Raw genomic sequence first — 14,907 nt, 5'->3', positions numbered from 1 at the left:
GCATCCAGCATTGGCAGTGGATGCCAGATTGCAATCGCGAGCAGGCTCACTCCTACAGGGTTTCGCCAGTTGCTACCGGTTTCAGGGCATCAGGCGACAGCCCTGACGCGCGCCGAGCCACTGCGCGCTGCTGCTACGACCCAAGCCACTGACGGAGACGGTCTTGCTGGCGGAGTCATCCGCGAAACCGCTGGTCGCCAGCCACTGCTTCACATAGCGGTGGCAGTACTCGGCGGGGTTGTTCATCACGTAACGGCACGAGCAATACTCCTTCGCGGTGTAGGCGCTGATGATGTCAGGAAACGCCCACAGCGCCATCCGCTCCTGCCAGACCCAGCCAAGCAGGGCGAGCAGCAGAATCAGCCACAGCGTGATGAGAGGACGGCGGCGTACAAAGCTGCGGCGAGTCACCGCTGCACCTGCCCGGCGACTGCCTGGCGCACGAGCCTGAGCAATGTGTTGTGGCTATAGCTGCCATCGCGATCATCACCGTAGCGCACGATCACCAGGTTTTCGCTGGGGATCACGTACAGCGCCTGGCCCCAATGCCCGAGCGCCGCGAAGGTATCGGCAGGAGCATCGGGCCAGGGTCGCGCTGCCCCCTCGACGACGCGGTTAAGCCACCAATGTCCGCCCGGCACCGTAGCATCCTGGTGGGCCTTGTACCCCTTGAAGGGCTCGCGATTGAAGGCGACCCAGTCCTTGGGCAGCAATTGCCGTTCGCCCCAGCGCCCGTCTCGCGCCATCAGCAAACCGATGCGTGCCAGATCGCGGGCGGTGAGGTAGGCATAGGAGGACGCGACGAAAGTGCCACTGGCGTCGGCCTCCCAGGTCGCGTCGCGGATGCCCAGCGGCTCGAACAAGGCGTTCCATGGGTAATCCGCATAACGCGTCGGCCCAACGATGGCTTTCAACGCGGCGGACAGCAGGTTGCTGTCGCCACTGGAATAGCGAAACACCTGGCCGGGCTCGGCGTAAGCGTCATGGGAGGCAGTGAACGCAGCCATGTTTGAATGACCGCGGGTATACAGCATCGCCACCACTGAGGACTTCAGCGGGGCGTACTCGTAGTCTTCCTGCCAGTCCAGGCCGGAGGCCCAGTGCAGCAGGTCAGCCATGCTGATGGCCGGATGCTTTCCTAGCGCCGGATAGAACTTCAGCACCGGGTCCGAAAGCTTGAACAGGCCTTCGCCATAGGCCACGCCGAGGACCGCGGCCATGAGGCTCTTGCTGATCGACCAGGTCAGGTGCGGCGTGTCGGCAGTGATCGGTGCGCAGTAGCGTTCGTAAAGCAATTGGCCGTCGCGGATCACCAGCAAGGCATCGGTACGTATACCTGCCCGGGTGCTGTCATTACGGGGCGCGAATGCATAGGCCTCCAGGGCTTGCAGCGTTGGCCCGCTCAGGCTCGGGCCGCTGGACCACTGCTCCCCGGGCCAGGTTTCGGCACGGGCGCAGACACTGAGCATCACCAGGAAACACAGGGACAAACCTTTGGACATGGTGAGGGCTCGGGAGGTTGAACCTGTTGAGCCTAGTTGAAGCTAATTACAGTTTTAAGTTGGGTGTGGACCTTGGAGACGCCATCGCGGGCAAGCCTTGCTCACACAGGTCAGCGGCCACACCGCTGACTGGTCTGGCCCAAAAATGTTGGACCTCAATCATCAATTTTGGGGTGCAGACCATCGCGCAGGAATCGCGTGTGCACTGCAAATCCCTGTGGGAGCAAGGCTTGCCCGCGATGGGGCCATTCAATCCAGCGCAGATCACGCCAATGCCTTGGCCAACCGCTTGCCCCGCGCCACCGCTGCCAGATCCATCACCGCCTGATCGCGCTGCCACATCGCCGCCCAGTGCGGCGGCCCATCCGCCAGCGCCAGGCCGATCTCGACCTTGAGCCCGTCGAACTGGGCGAACAAACCGCCCAGCAACACATGCCCTGCCGGATTGTTCGGCGCCTGACGGCTGACTTCCGCACATCCGGCGAGCAACGCCAGCAATCGCAGCTGCAGGGACTGCGGCCAGGCACTGTCCTGCCCTATGCCGTAAAGCCAGGCGGTCACTGCGCTCAGCACATAGATATCTTCCAGGGTGCGGAACGGTTTGACGTAGGCGTCCCAACCGTCCCCGGCCAGCAATTCGCATTGGGCGTTCTCCAGAACCAGCCGACAGTGGCCGATATCCGGCATCAACGGGATCGACGGCAGGTGCTCCAGGCTTACCCCGGGCTCGCCCGGATACACCACCGCCAGGCTCAGGCGAGGCGCTTCGCCGGGCTGCTCGCTGCGAGCGGCGACCAGCAGCCAGTCGGCAGCATTGCCCGCGGTGACGAAATCCTTGCGGCCGCTCAGGCGTAAATCGCCCAGGCGAGTCTGCATGTCCGCCACCCGCAGGCTGCGCTGCTCGGTCGCACACATGGCGCCCAGGCTCAGCGGCGCGCTTGGCCAGAGCATGCGTAACGCAGCCTGATACCCCACCAGAAATGCCAGCCCCGGCGTCGCCATCAATCGCCCGCCCGCCACTGCCAGCTCGAAGGGCGTGACACTCCCCAGTTGCTGCAAAAGATTGGCAAAGCCTTCCGCCAGGTCCGCACTGGCCGGCACTCGATCACAACGTTTCAACAGGTTCTGCCAAGGCATTGAAGGCTCCTCAAGGGCTGTCATACAAGCATCACCAAAGCTTCATGGCGATGACACCGGGGCTACATAGCCTGACTTTGCACAACACGGCTGCATAAAGAAAGTCGATCGACTGCCACCCAAGACGGGTGACCAGCCCGCACGGAGATTCGCCATGACCCAGATCGCCCACATCCGCGACACCGGCAATGAACGTCGCCTGCAAGCCGAACGCCTGGTAGGTGCCGACGCGCTGCAGGAAGCCCAGGCTCTGCGCTTCAACGTGTTCAGCGGCGAATTCAACGCCAAGCTGAAGGGCGCGGAGTGGGGTCTGGACATGGATGACTACGACGTTCACTGCGCCCACATCGGGGTGCGCGACCTGAACACCGGCCGCCTGGTGGCGACTACCCGCTTGCTTGACCACCAGGCCGCGAGCAGCCTGGGCAGGTTCTACAGCGAAGAGGAGTTCAGCCTGCATGGCCTGGTCCACTTGCAGGGCCCGATTCTGGAAATCGGGCGCACCTGCGTCGATCCCGCCTATCGCAACGGCGGCACCATCGCCGTGCTCTGGGGTGAGCTGGCCGAAGTGTTGAACCAGGGCGGCTATAGCTACCTGATGGGCTGTGCCAGCATCCCGATGCAGGATGGCGGAATCCAGGCCCATGCGATCATGCAGCGCCTGCGCGAGCGCTACCTGTGCACCGAACACCTGCGTGCCGAGCCGAAAAAGCCGCTGCCGGCACTGGCCATTCCCTCCAACGTCATCGCCGAAATGCCACCGCTGCTCAAGGCGTACATGCGCCTGGGCGCGAAGATTTGCGGCGAGCCCTGCTGGGATGAAGATTTCCAGGTGGCCGACGTATTTATCCTGCTCAAGCGCGATGAACTCTGCCCGCGTTACGCCAAGCACTTCAAGGCGGCCATGTGATGAGCCGGTTGAGGGTGTACGCACGAATCGCACGAGTGCTGGTGGTGGTAACGCTGGGGTTGAGCATGGCTGGCGTGTTCGGGTTGTTCGAGCGCCTGGGCATCGCGCACTCCATGGCGCGCCGCCAGCGCTGGTCGCGTTTCTTCATGGCGCGCCTGGCCAATGCCCTGCCCTTTCGTGTGACCGTCCACGGCGAACTGCCGCAGCAACCGATGCTCTGGGTCAGCAATCACGTGTCCTGGACAGACATTCCGCTGCTGGGCATGCTCACCCCGCTGTCGTTCCTGTCCAAGGCAGAGGTGCGCACCTGGCCGGTGGCGGGCTGGCTGGCGGCCAAGGCCGGCAGCCTGTTCATTCGTCGTGGTTCGGGCGACAGCCAGTTGATCCGCAAGCAAATGGCCCGTCATCTGCAGCAGGCCCATCCCCTGTTGATGTTCCCGGAAGGCACCACCACCGATGGCCGCTCGCTGCGCACCTTCCATGGTCGCCTGCTATCCGCGGCGATTGATTCCCAGGTGAAGCTGCAACCGGTGGCGATTCGTTATCTGCGCGGGGGTGAGCTGGATTCGCTGGCGCCTTTTATTGGCGACGATGACTTGCTGTCGCACCTGATGCGCCTGTTCGGCGATGAGCGCGGTGATGTGGAAATTCATCTGCTCAAGCCAATCGCTTGTGAAGGCCGGGAACGCGCGGCGCTGGCGTTCGATGCGCAGCAGGCGGTGCAGAAGGCATTGTTTGGGGCGATTCCGGAACAGCAGCAAAGGCCGATGCGCCCTGCTATAGCTGCCTGACACCATTCCCCGAAAACAACAAATATCCTGTGGGAGCGAGCCTGCTCGCGATAGCGGTGTATCAGTCGGCAACTCTGTTGGCTGACAGACCGCAATCGCGAGCAGGCTCGCTCCCGCAGGGTCTCCCCCAGGTCTATTTTGCTGGATGGTTCTGCACAAAGAGCTGAAGCTGAGGGTAGAACAACCGGAAATCCTCGCTCAGCGGCTCATACAGCACCCGCAACTCCTGCATCGCCCCGGCCAGTTCCTCCGGCCGGGTCAGCCGCCGCGAAATCCCGCGCAGCACCTGCTCCAGCACATCGAACTGGCGATAAGACCCCAACCAGTCATTGGCCATCATGTGCGGCGCAATCCTCGCCAGGCGTTCCGGCAGTTGCCGCTCACTGGCCAGCACCCGGTACACATCCGAAGTGAACCGTTCCAGCGGCTGCTCGGCATACAGGCCCCAGTCCCGCGCCAGGCAGTGATCGAAAAACACATCGAGGACGATCCCGGCGTAACGCCGGCGAGTCAGGGAAAAACGCGACAACGATACATCGACCAACGGATGCCGGTCGGTAAATACGTCAATGCTGCGATGCAGCTGGATGGCCGCCTCGACCTCCGGATCAAATTGCCCCTGCAGCCGCCCTTTGACGAAATCGCCATACAGGCTGCCGAGCAATTGACCGGGGCGCTGCCCACCAAGGTGCAGATGTGCGAGATAATTCATGTCGCCAGCTTAGCACTGCGCACCCGAATCGTTACAGCCAACGTATCGTTATAACTCGATATAGCGAATTATGTGGTCGTGAGACCAAAATCATATTTGTGTATCGCGAAATAGCGATTTAAAGTTCGCCTCATCGCGATATAGCGTTTTACTCATCACGAGCCCATACCATGCCTATTAATCTCGACGAAATAATAAAAGCCCTGGCACACCCAGTCCGGCGAGAAATCCTGCACTGGTTGAAAGACCCGACCCTCGAATTCCCCGACCAGACCCACAGCAACGAGCACGGAGTCTGCGCCGGACAAATCGATCAACGCTGTGGCCTGTCGCAATCCACAGTCTCCGCGCACCTGGCCACCCTGCAACGCGCCGGCCTGATCAGCAGCCGCAAAGTTGGTCAATGGCACTTTTTCAAACGCAACGAGGAAACCATCCAGGAATTCCTCAGCACCTTCAGTAAAGAGCTCTGACCCTTTCAGTCAGCCAGCCCACAAGGAATCAACATGCCCCTCTCGCTCCTCATCCTGGCCTTGAGCGCCTTTGCCATCGGTACCACCGAGTTCGTCATCATGGGCCTGTTGCCCGATGTGGCGGCCGACCTCGGCGTGTCGATTCCTGGCGCGGGCTGGTTGGTGACCGGTTACGCACTGGGCGTGGCCATCGGTGCGCCGTTCATGGCACTGGCCACCGCCAAACTGCCGCGCAAGGCCGCCCTGGTAGCGTTGATGGGCATTTTCATCATCGGCAATGTGCTTTGCGCGCTGGCCAGTGACTACAACGTGCTGATGTTCGCCCGTGTCGTGACGGCGCTTTGCCACGGCGCCTTCTTCGGCATCGGCTCGGTGGTGGCGGCAGGCCTGGTTCCGGCTAACAAGCGCGCATCCGCCGTGGCCCTGATGTTCACCGGCCTGACCTTGGCCAACGTCCTCGGCGTGCCACTGGGCACCGCCCTCGGCCAGGAAGCCGGCTGGCGCTCGACCTTCTGGGCAGTGACCGTCATTGGCGTGATTGCGCTGATCGGCCTGATTCGGTTCCTGCCCGCCAAGCGGGATGAAGAGAAACTCGACATGCGCGCCGAATTGCGGGCACTCAAGGGCGCCGGCATCTGGTTGTCCCTGAGCATGACCGCGCTGTTCGCCGCCTCGATGTTCACCTTGTTCACCTATGTCGCGCCGCTGCTCGGCGACGTTACCGGGGTCTCGCCCAAAGGCGTTACCTGGACCCTGCTGTTGATTGGCCTGGGCCTGACCGTGGGCAACATCATCGGCGGCAAGCTGGCGGACAAGCGACTGGCAGCGACCCTGATTGGCGTTTTCATCTCGATGGCCGTGGTCTCCACCGTATTGACCTGGACCAGCGTGGCGCTGATCCCGACCGAAATCACCCTGTTCCTCTGGGCCACCGCATCGTTCGCCGCCGTCCCGGCGTTGCAGATCAACGTGGTGACCTTCGGCAAGGCGGCACCGAACCTGGTGTCGACCCTGAACATCGGCGCATTCAACGTCGGCAACGCACTGGGCGCCTGGGTCGGCGGCAGCGTTATCGCCCACGGCTTCGGCCTGACCCGCGTGCCATTGGCGGCCGCTGCCCTGGCAGTCCTCGCCCTGCTGGTGACGCTGATTACTTTCCGCCAGAGCGGCAATGCCGAACTGGCCCCTGCTACCCATTGATCTGCCACGAGGTTTGTATTTCATGACGACTATTTTCGATCCGATCAAACTGGGCGACGTCGAACTCGCCAACCGCATCATCATGGCGCCATTGACCCGCTGCCGCGCCGACGAAGGCCGGGTGCCGAATGCGCTCATGGCCGAGTACTACGTACAACGGGCCTCGGCTGGCCTGATCCTCAGCGAGGCCACCTCGGTCACGCCGATGGGTGTCGGCTACCCGGATACCCCGGGTATCTGGTCCAACGACCAGGTACGCGGCTGGAGCAACGTAACCAAGGCCATCCACGGCGCGGGCGGCAAGATCTTCCTGCAACTGTGGCACGTCGGCCGGGTCTCTCACGAGTCGTACCTGAACGGTGAGCTGCCTGTCGCACCAAGCGCCATTCAGCCAAAAGGCCACGTCAGCCTGGTGCGCCCTCTGGCCGACTACCCGACCCCACGCGCCCTGGAAACCGCTGAAATCGCCGACATCGTCGACGCCTACCGCACGGGTGCCGAAAACGCCAAGGCCGCCGGTTTCGACGGCGTGGAAATCCACGGCGCCAACGGCTACCTGCTTGACCAGTTCCTCCAAAGCAGCACCAACCAGCGCACCGACCACTACGGTGGCTCCCTGGAAAACCGCGCCCGCCTGTTGCTGGAAGTGACCGACGCCGCCATCGAAGTCTGGGGCGCCGGCCGCGTGGGCGTGCACCTGGCGCCTCGCGCCGACTCCCACGACATGGGCGATGACAACCTGGCGGAGACTTTTACCTACGTCGCTCGAGAGCTGGGCAAACGTGGCATCGCGTTCATCTGCTCCCGGGAAAAAGAAGGCGCCGACAGCCTCGGCCCACAACTGAAAGAAGCATTCGGCGGCCCGTACATCGCCAACGAACGTTTCACCAAAGACAGCGCCAACGCCTGGCTGGCGGCTGGCAAGGCTGACGCAGTAGCCTTCGGCGTGCCGTTCATTGCCAACCCGGACTTGCCGGCCCGCTTGAAGGCTGATGCGCCGTTGAACGAGCCGCGTCCGGAACTGTTTTACGCTAAAGGTCCAGTGGGCTACATCGACTATCCGGTGCTGTAAAACCGAACAGCAACACGCACTACAACAAAGCCTCGTCTCGAAAGAGCCGGGGCTTTGTATTACGGGTGTCTTGACCTTCAGGCAGTGAGGGTATTGGCGCGCTGACGGCTAGACCCGTTAGATCAATTGACACAAATCTCCTACAAAATACGCACCCCGCTACCTGTCCACCTGGCGGCTCTACGTATATAAAGCAGTCTGCGGCGCTCGTCCCTTGACATCGCTGCTGCTACTTACGCATTTTGTTTCATTTGCGCAGGCTGGGACTGAAGCGCAGCATATCCAACCCTGTATCGGCCCAGCGCTCGGCCTCGGCGTGCAGCTCAAAGCTGTCCGGTGCCAGCAGCCACTGATACAGAATGCCGTCAATGTAGGCATGCAGGCTGATGGCGGCACGGACGGTGTCGAGGTCTGCCGGCAATTGCCCACGGTTGACTGCGTTACGCAAGGCGAGGCCGATCCGCACGTTGCAGTCCAGGCTGGCGGCCTGACGCTGCTGACGCAGGTCGCACATTTCATCGGTGAATTCGCACTTGTGAAACAGGATCTCATTGAGACGCCGGGTTTTCGGGTCCAGGGCAATCTGATGAAACAAATGAATCAGCAGCTTGCGCATGCAGCCCAGGGGGTCGGGTTCGTCCTCGCTCTCGCTGGCCTTGGCCATGTCATCCAGTGGTTCGTGCAAGCTATCGAGCATCGCCTGCACCACATCGGCCTTGTTGCTGAAATGCCAATAGATGGCCCCGCGAGTGACGCCGGCCAGGGTCGCGATATCGGCCAGTGTCGTGCGCGCCACACCCCGCTCGTAGAAGGCTTTTTCTGCCGCTTCGAGTATCTGGTTACGGGTTTCCTGGGCTTCCTCTTTGGTACGACGGACCATGGCAGTACAACCTCGATCAGGATGCTTCAGCAGTCTGAACATCCACTGAATAAAATTGCAGCGAGCGCTCTTGGGACTCGTCTGCGGCCTACAATTCAAACCTTCGCGGAGCATTTGTAACGGGATAAGTACAACGCCAAAGGTATTTACAAACAACCATGAACGTAAGTATATTCCTTAGCAAGCTACTTATCCACTCAGCGCACATTTTTTACCTTTCACACTTTCTAGTGCGCACCTAGCGCGCCTGACCCGAGGATTTTCATGCAATTCAAGCCAGCTGTTACCGCTCTGGTCACTGCCGTCGCCCTTGCATCGCTGCTCAGCGGATGTAAAAAGGAAGAGGCGGCCCCCGCCGCACCACCCCCTCAGGTCGGCGTCGTGACGCTGCAGGCACAATCGTTCACCCTGACTTCCGAGCTTCCGGGTCGTACCAGTGCGTTCCGCATTGCCGAAGTCCGCCCGCAGGTCAACGGCATCATTCTCAAGCGCCTGTTCAAGGAAGGCGGCGACGTCAAGGCCGGCCAGCAGCTGTACCAGATCGATCCGGCCGTCTATGAAGCCACGCTGAAAAGCGCCGAAGCCAACCTGCAGCAGACCAAGTCGATTTCCGACCGCTACAAGCTGCTGGTGAAAGAGCAGGCCGTGAGCCGTCAGGAATACGACACGGCGCTGGCCAACCGCATGCAGGCGGAAGCTTCGGTGCAGACGGCCCAGATCAATGTGCGCTACACCAAAGTCTACGCGCCTATCAGCGGTCGAATCGGTCGCTCCAACGTGACCGAAGGTGCCCTGGTTACCAATGGCCAGGCCGAGGCCTTGGCGGTGATCCAGCAACTCGATCCGATCTATGTCGACGTGACCCAGTCGTCCGTGGAGCTGCTGGAACTGCGCCGTGAACTGGAAAGCGGGCGCCTGCAAAAGGCCGGTGACACCGCCGCGGCGGTCAAGCTGACCCTTGAAGACGGCAGCCAGTACAAGCTGGACGGTAAACTTGAGTTCTCCGAAGTCTCGGTAGACCAGACCACCGGTTCCGTGACGTTGCGCGCCGTGTTCCCCAACCCTGACCACACCCTCCTGCCCGGCATGTTCGTTCACGCTCAGCTGCAGGCCGGTGTGAACAGCGCAGCGATCCTGGCACCCCAGCAAGGCGTGACTCGTGACCTCAAGGGCGCGCCAACAGCACTGGTCGTGGGCCCGGACAACAAGGTCGAGCTGCGCCAGCTCAAGGCCAGTCGCACCGTGGGCAGCCAGTGGCTGATCGAAGATGGCCTGAAGGCGGGCGATCGACTGATCACCGAAGGGCTGCAGTACGTCAAACCTGGTGTCGAAGTCAAAGCCACTGAAGCGACTAACGTAGGCACCAAGAACCCGGTCCCCGCACAGGCAGCTGACAAGGCTTCCAGCGGCAAAGGGGAGTAACCCATGTCCAGATTTTTTATCGACCGTCCGATTTTCGCCTGGGTAATTGCCCTGGTGATCATGCTGGTCGGGGCACTATCGATCCTCAAACTCCCGATCAACCAATACCCGAGCATTGCGCCACCGGCCATTGCGATCCAGGTAACCTACCCAGGCGCGTCCGCACAAACCGTGCAGGACACCGTGGTCCAGGTGATCGAGCAACAGCTCAACGGTATCGATAACCTGCGTTATGTCTCCTCGGAAAGTAACTCCGACGGCAGCATGACCATTACCGCGACCTTCGAGCAGGGTACCAACTCCGATACCGCCCAGGTCCAGGTGCAGAACAAGCTGAACCTGGCCACCCCGCTGCTGCCGCAAGAAGTGCAGCAACAGGGGATCCGCGTAACCAAGGCGGTGAAAAACTTCCTGTTGGTCATCGGTGTGGTGTCGCGTGACGGCAGCATGAACAAGGACGACCTGTCCAACTACATCGTGTCCAACATGCAGGATCCGATCTCGCGGACCGCCGGTGTCGGTGACTTCCAGGTCTTCGGTTCCCAGTACGCCATGCGCGTCTGGCTCGATCCGGCCAAGTTGAACAACTTCAACCTGACCCCGGTAGACGTCAAGGCGGCCATCGCGGCGCAGAACATCCAGGTGTCCTCCGGCCAACTGGGCGGCTTGCCTGCTGCACCTGACCAGCAGCTGAACGCTACCATCATCGGCAAAACCCGCCTGCAGACCGCCGAGCAGTTCAACAAGATCCTGCTCAAGGTCAACAAGGACGGCTCGCAAGTGCGTCTGTCCGATGTCGCGGATGTGGGTCTGGGCGGTGAGAACTACAGCATCAACGCTCAGTTCAACGGCGCACCGGCTTCCGGCCTGGCGGTGAAACTGGCCAACGGTGCCAACGCCCTCGACACCGCCAAGGCACTGCGCAACACCATCGAAACCCTCAAGCCCTTCTTCCCGCAAGGAATGGAAGTGGTGTTCCCGTACGACACCACGCCAGTGGTGACCGAATCGATCAAGGGTGTGGTTGAAACCCTGGTCGAAGCGATCGTGCTGGTGTTCCTGGTGATGTTCCTGTTCCTGCAGAATTTCCGCGCCACGGTCATCACCACGATGACGGTGCCGGTGGTACTGCTGGGTACCTTCGGGATTCTCGCGGCGTTCGGTTTCAGCATCAACACCCTGACCATGTTCGGCATGGTGCTGGCCATCGGCTTGCTGGTGGACGATGCCATCGTTGTGGTGGAAAACGTCGAACGGGTCATGAGTGAAGAAGGCCTGTCACCCAAGGAGGCCACCAAGAAATCCATGGGGCAGATCCAGGGTGCACTGGTGGGTATCGCCCTGGTGCTCTCGGCGGTACTGCTGCCAATGGCGTTCTTCAGCGGTTCTACCGGGGTGATCTACAAGCAATTCTCGATCACGATCGTCTCGGCCATGGCCCTGTCGGTACTGGTTGCCCTGATCTTCACGCCGGCGCTTTGCGCCACCATGCTCAAGCCGATTCCGAAAGGCGAACATGGCACCCCGAAACGCGGCTTCTTTGGCTGGTTCAACCGCAGTTTCGACCGCGGCGTCAAAAGCTACGAGCGCGGCGTTGGCAACATGCTCACGCACAAGGCCCCTTACCTGCTGGCCTACGTGATCATCGTGGTCGGCATGATCTGGTTGTTCACCCGCATTCCAACGGCGTTCCTTCCGGAAGAAGACCAGGGCGTACTCTTCGCCCAGGTGCAGACCCCGGCCGGCTCCAGCGCCCAGCGGACCCAGGTGGTGATCGACGAAATGCGCGAATTCCTGCTACGGCCGTCCAAGGACGGCGGCGAAGGCGATGCGGTGGCCTCGGTGTTTACCGTGAACGGCTTCAACTTCGCCGGTCGCGGCCAGAGTTCGGGCTTGGCCTTTATCATGCTCAAACCCTGGGGCGAGCGAAACGCCGATAACAGCGTATTCAACCTGGCCGCCCGGGCCCAAAAGCATTTCTTCTCGTTCCGTGACGCCATGGTGTTCGCCTTCGCGCCACCTGCGGTACTGGAGCTGGGCAACGCCACGGGCTTTGACGTATTCCTCCAGGACCGTGCCGGCATCGGCCACGAAAAACTGATGGAAGCGCGCAACCAGTTCCTCGGCATGGCCGCGCAGAGCAAGGTGCTGTCGCAGGTACGTCCCAACGGCCTGAACGACGAACCGCAATACCAGCTGGAAATCGATGACGAGAAGGCTAGTGCCCTGGGCCTCACGCTCAGCGACATCAACACCACCCTGTCGATTGCCTTGGGCAGTAGCTACGTCAACGACTTCATCGACCGCGGTCGGGTGAAGAAGGTGTACGTGCAAGGCCAGCCTGATTCGCGGATGAGCCCCGAAGACATCAAGAAATGGTACGTGCGTAACTCCGAAGGAACCATGGTGCCGTTCTCGGCCTTCGCCAAGGGCAAGTGGATCTACGGCGCACCTAAGCTGTCGCGTTATAACGGTGTAGAGGCGATGGAAATTCTCGGAGCCCCGGCGCCGGGTTATTCCACCGGTGAGGCCATGGCCGAAGTCGAAGCGCTGGCGAAGAAACTCCCGGCGGGTGTAGGGATTTCCTGGACCGGCCTGTCGTACGAGGAACGCCTGTCCGGCTCGCAGGCTCCGGCGCTGTACGCGTTATCGCTGCTGATGGTGTTCCTGTGCCTGGCGGCTCTGTACGAAAGCTGGTCGATTCCGATTGCGGTGATGCTGGTAGTACCTTTGGGGATCATCGGGGCACTGCTGGCGACCAGTCTGCGCGGGCTGTCCAACGACGTTTACTTCCAGGTGGGCCTGTTGACGACTATCGGCCTGGCGGCGAAAAACGCCATCCTGATCGTTGAATTCGCCAAGGAACTGCACGAGCAGGGCAAGAGCCTGCGAGAGGCGGCGATCGAAGCCTGCCGCATGCGTTTGCGCCCGATCATCATGACCTCGCTGGCCTTTGTCCTGGGCGTAGTGCCCCTGGCGATTTCCACTGGTGCCGGCTCAGGTAGCCAACATGCCATCGGTACAGGCGTTATTGGCGGTATGATCACGGCCACGGTCCTGGCGATTTTCTGGGTACCACTGTTCTTCGTTACCGTGTCGTCCATTGGTCAGCGCAAAAAAACCGACCCGGATGACACTACTGAAACTCCTAAAGAGGCTGGCCAATGAGCAAGTCACTACTCTCCCTGGCAGTCGCCGCGTTCGTACTTGGTGGCTGCTCGCTGATACCCGATTATCAGCAGCCTGAAGCACCGGTGGCGAGCCAGTACCCGCAAGGGCCGGCTTATTCGCCGGCCCAGGCGCCAGGTCAGGCCGCTGCTGAACAGGGCTGGAAGCAGTTTTTCCATGACCCGGTCCTGCAACAGCTGATCCAGGTGGCCCTGGAAAACAACCGTGACCTGCGAGTCGCCGCATTGAACATCGACGCCTTTGCCGCGCAGTACCGCATCCAGCGTGCGGACCTGTTCCCGGCGGTGTCGGCCAATGGCACTGGCAGCCGCCAGCGCGTTCCGGCCAACGCTTCGCAAACCGGCGAGGCAGGGATCACCAGTTCCTACTCGGCTACGGTCGGCATCAGCGCTTACGAACTCGACCTGTTCGGTCGTGTTCGCAGCCTGAGTGAAGAAGCCCTGCAACAGTACTTCGCCACTGAAGAAGGCCGTCGCAGCACGCAAATCAGCCTGGTGGCCAACGTGGCCAACGCCTACCTGACCTGGCAAGCCGACAAGGAACTGCTCAAGGTGACCCAGGACACCCTTGGTGCGTTCGAGGAGAGCTACAAGCTCACTTCGCGCAGCAACGAAGTGGGCGTCGCCTCGGCACTGGACCTGGCGCAGTCGCGCACCTCGGTGGAAAACGCCCGGGCGCAACTGGCCAAGTACACCCGCCAGGTCGCGCAGGATGAAAACAGCCTGGTGCTGCTGCTCGGTACCGGCCTGCCGGCGAACCTGCAGCCCACCCGGCCCCTGGCTGACGACTTGCTGAGCGATGTACCGCCAGGCCTGCCGTCGGACTTGCTGCAACGGCGCCCGGACATCCTCCAGGCCGAGCGCAACCTCAAGGCCGCCAACGCCAACATCGGCGCCGCGCGGGCTGCGTTCTTCCCGAGCATCAGCCTGACAGCCAATGCCGGTTCCCTGAGTCCGGACCTGTCCGGCCTGTTCAAGGGCGGCTCGGGCACCTGGTTGTTCCAGCCGCAGATCAACCTGCCGATCTTCAACGCCGGCAGCCTGCGTGCCAGCCTGGATTACTCGAAAATCCAGAAAGACATTGGCGTGGCGAACTACGAGAAGTCCATTCAAACGGCCTTCCAGGAAGTCGCCGACGGCCTGGCAGCGCGCCAGACCTACACCCAGCAGCTGCAGGCGCAGCGTGATTTCGTCACCGCGAACCAGGACTACTACCGTCTGGCCGAGCGACGTTATCGCATTGGTGTCGACAGCAACCTGACCTTCCTCGATGCCCAGCGCCAGTTGTTCAGCGCCCAGCAGGTACTGATCACCGATCGTCTGGCCCAACTGGTCAGCGCAGTCAATCTGTACAAGGCACTGGGTGGTGGCTGGAATGCGCAAACCGCGCAAAACGAGCCGGTGAAAGAAGAAGCGCCGAAACTGAAGTTGTTCTGATAGCGCTTTTCGCAATATCGAAGCCCACCTTACCGGTGGGCTTTTTGTTGGGCTTCAGGACCAACAGATCGCAGCCTTCGGCAGCTCCTACAGGCATTCGCGCACACCTGTAGATACTCTGTTACCGGTCAAGCTTTCAGCAGGTGTTTTTCGCTGAAAAGCTTGGCCGTGTCGAAATCTTCT

General features: G+C 61.3%; 13 protein-coding genes. 8 read left to right on the top strand and 5 right to left on the bottom strand.

Going from position 1 to position 14,907, the window contains the following annotated elements:
• Window positions 1–81 precede the first annotated feature (81 nt).
• The 3 genes from AAEZ05_RS22830 to AAEZ05_RS22820 form a co-directional block, all read right to left on the bottom strand.
• Window positions 82–411, bottom strand: a complete 330-nt coding sequence (locus AAEZ05_RS22830; RefSeq protein ID WP_350648989.1) for an amidase — start codon at window positions 409–411, stop codon at window positions 82–84.
• Window positions 408–1,502, bottom strand: a complete 1,095-nt coding sequence (locus AAEZ05_RS22825) for a serine hydrolase domain-containing protein (RefSeq protein ID WP_350648987.1) — start codon at window positions 1,500–1,502, stop codon at window positions 408–410. The genes AAEZ05_RS22830 and AAEZ05_RS22825 overlap by 4 nt, the downstream gene beginning before the upstream one ends.
• A 264-nt stretch (window positions 1,503–1,766) precedes the next feature.
• A complete protein-coding gene (locus AAEZ05_RS22820; protein WP_350648985.1) occupies window positions 1,767–2,639 on the bottom strand; it encodes an acyl-CoA dehydrogenase middle domain-containing protein in 873 nt (290 codons plus the stop codon).
• A 154-nt stretch (window positions 2,640–2,793) separates the two neighbouring features.
• On the opposite strand from AAEZ05_RS22820, the gene olsB reads away from it, so the two are divergent.
• Both olsB and AAEZ05_RS22810 read left to right on the top strand, forming a co-directional pair.
• The gene (gene olsB / locus AAEZ05_RS22815) at window positions 2,794–3,549 is read left to right on the top strand and encodes an L-ornithine N(alpha)-acyltransferase (protein ID WP_045061028.1); all 756 of its coding nucleotides are present in this window, start codon (window positions 2,794–2,796) and stop codon (window positions 3,547–3,549) included.
• Window positions 3,549–4,340: a lysophospholipid acyltransferase family protein gene (locus tag AAEZ05_RS22810; RefSeq protein WP_045061029.1), complete on the top strand. Its 792-nt coding sequence runs from the start codon at window positions 3,549–3,551 to the stop codon at window positions 4,338–4,340. Before olsB ends, AAEZ05_RS22810 begins: the two co-directional genes overlap by 1 nt.
• Window positions 4,341–4,473: 133 nt before the next feature.
• On the opposite strand, the gene AAEZ05_RS22805 is transcribed toward AAEZ05_RS22810, so the two are convergent.
• Complete coding sequence (locus AAEZ05_RS22805; RefSeq protein ID WP_350598477.1) at window positions 4,474–5,052, bottom strand: acyl carrier protein phosphodiesterase; 579 nt, start codon at window positions 5,050–5,052, stop codon at window positions 4,474–4,476.
• A 170-nt stretch (window positions 5,053–5,222) separates the two neighbouring features.
• On the opposite strand from AAEZ05_RS22805, the gene AAEZ05_RS22800 reads away from it, so the two are divergent.
• Genes AAEZ05_RS22800 through AAEZ05_RS22790 form a run of 3 tightly spaced genes read left to right on the top strand, consistent with a single transcriptional unit; the run spans window position 5,223 to window position 7,797 of the window.
• Window positions 5,223–5,525, top strand: coding sequence for an ArsR/SmtB family transcription factor (locus AAEZ05_RS22800; RefSeq protein WP_045061031.1), 303 nt, complete (start codon window positions 5,223–5,225; stop codon window positions 5,523–5,525).
• A 33-nt stretch (window positions 5,526–5,558) separates the two neighbouring features.
• The gene (locus tag AAEZ05_RS22795) at window positions 5,559–6,725 is read left to right on the top strand and encodes an MFS transporter (RefSeq protein ID WP_350648982.1); all 1,167 of its coding nucleotides are present in this window, start codon (window positions 5,559–5,561) and stop codon (window positions 6,723–6,725) included.
• Between the two features lie 22 nt (window positions 6,726–6,747).
• Window positions 6,748–7,797 carry an alkene reductase gene (locus AAEZ05_RS22790; protein ID WP_205893087.1) on the top strand — a complete coding sequence of 350 codons (1,050 nt, stop codon included), beginning with the start codon at window positions 6,748–6,750 and terminating at the stop codon, window positions 7,795–7,797.
• 247 nt (window positions 7,798–8,044) lie between these two features.
• Here the strand turns inward: AAEZ05_RS22790 and emhR are convergent, their stop codons facing one another.
• Window positions 8,045–8,677 (bottom strand): efflux system transcriptional repressor EmhR, encoded by a 633-nt coding sequence (emhR, locus tag AAEZ05_RS22785; protein ID WP_045061103.1) that lies wholly within the window; start codon window positions 8,675–8,677, stop codon window positions 8,045–8,047.
• 264 nt (window positions 8,678–8,941) lie between these two features.
• On the opposite strand from emhR, the gene AAEZ05_RS22780 reads away from it, so the two are divergent.
• The 3 genes from AAEZ05_RS22780 to emhC are packed head-to-tail and all read left to right on the top strand — an operon-like array spanning window position 8,942 to window position 14,724.
• Complete coding sequence (locus AAEZ05_RS22780; protein ID WP_045061033.1) at window positions 8,942–10,099, top strand: efflux RND transporter periplasmic adaptor subunit; 1,158 nt, start codon at window positions 8,942–8,944, stop codon at window positions 10,097–10,099.
• 3 nt (window positions 10,100–10,102) lie between these two features.
• Window positions 10,103–13,267 carry an efflux RND transporter permease subunit EmhB gene (gene emhB, locus AAEZ05_RS22775; protein WP_045061034.1) on the top strand — a complete coding sequence of 1,055 codons (3,165 nt, stop codon included), beginning with the start codon at window positions 10,103–10,105 and terminating at the stop codon, window positions 13,265–13,267.
• Complete coding sequence (emhC, locus tag AAEZ05_RS22770; RefSeq protein ID WP_045061035.1) at window positions 13,264–14,724, top strand: efflux RND transporter outer membrane subunit EmhC; 1,461 nt, start codon at window positions 13,264–13,266, stop codon at window positions 14,722–14,724. Before emhB ends, emhC begins: the two co-directional genes overlap by 4 nt.
• The last annotated feature ends 183 nt before the right edge of the window (window positions 14,725–14,907 follow it).

The sequence above is a fragment of the Pseudomonas sp. HY13-MNA-CIBAN-0226 genome, from assembly GCF_040310305.1.
Lineage (GTDB): Bacteria > Pseudomonadota > Gammaproteobacteria > Pseudomonadales > Pseudomonadaceae > Aquipseudomonas > Aquipseudomonas gregormendelii.
This window is presented reverse-complemented; position numbering and strand designations above follow the sequence as displayed.

What these genes read in the sequence shown, in the direction of transcription:
- AAEZ05_RS22825 (WP_350648987.1), bottom strand. Translation starts at nt 1,502, where the DNA reads ATGTCCAAAGGTTTGTCCCTGTGTTTCCTGGTGATGCTCAGTGTCTGC.
- AAEZ05_RS22820 (WP_350648985.1), bottom strand. Translation starts at nt 2,639, where the DNA reads ATGCCTTGGCAGAACCTGTTGAAACGTTGTGATCGAGTGCCGGCCAGT.
- olsB (WP_045061028.1), top strand. Translation starts at nt 2,794, where the DNA reads ATGACCCAGATCGCCCACATCCGCGACACCGGCAATGAACGTCGCCTG.
- AAEZ05_RS22810 (WP_045061029.1), top strand. Translation starts at nt 3,549, where the DNA reads ATGAGCCGGTTGAGGGTGTACGCACGAATCGCACGAGTGCTGGTGGTG.
- AAEZ05_RS22805 (WP_350598477.1), bottom strand. Translation starts at nt 5,052, where the DNA reads ATGAATTATCTCGCACATCTGCACCTTGGTGGGCAGCGCCCCGGTCAA.
- AAEZ05_RS22800 (WP_045061031.1), top strand. Translation starts at nt 5,223, where the DNA reads ATGCCTATTAATCTCGACGAAATAATAAAAGCCCTGGCACACCCAGTC.
- AAEZ05_RS22795 (WP_350648982.1), top strand. Translation starts at nt 5,559, where the DNA reads ATGCCCCTCTCGCTCCTCATCCTGGCCTTGAGCGCCTTTGCCATCGGT.
- AAEZ05_RS22790 (WP_205893087.1), top strand. Translation starts at nt 6,748, where the DNA reads ATGACGACTATTTTCGATCCGATCAAACTGGGCGACGTCGAACTCGCC.
- emhR (WP_045061103.1), bottom strand. Translation starts at nt 8,677, where the DNA reads ATGGTCCGTCGTACCAAAGAGGAAGCCCAGGAAACCCGTAACCAGATA.
- AAEZ05_RS22780 (WP_045061033.1), top strand. Translation starts at nt 8,942, where the DNA reads ATGCAATTCAAGCCAGCTGTTACCGCTCTGGTCACTGCCGTCGCCCTT.
- emhB (WP_045061034.1), top strand. Translation starts at nt 10,103, where the DNA reads ATGTCCAGATTTTTTATCGACCGTCCGATTTTCGCCTGGGTAATTGCC.
- emhC (WP_045061035.1), top strand. Translation starts at nt 13,264, where the DNA reads ATGAGCAAGTCACTACTCTCCCTGGCAGTCGCCGCGTTCGTACTTGGT.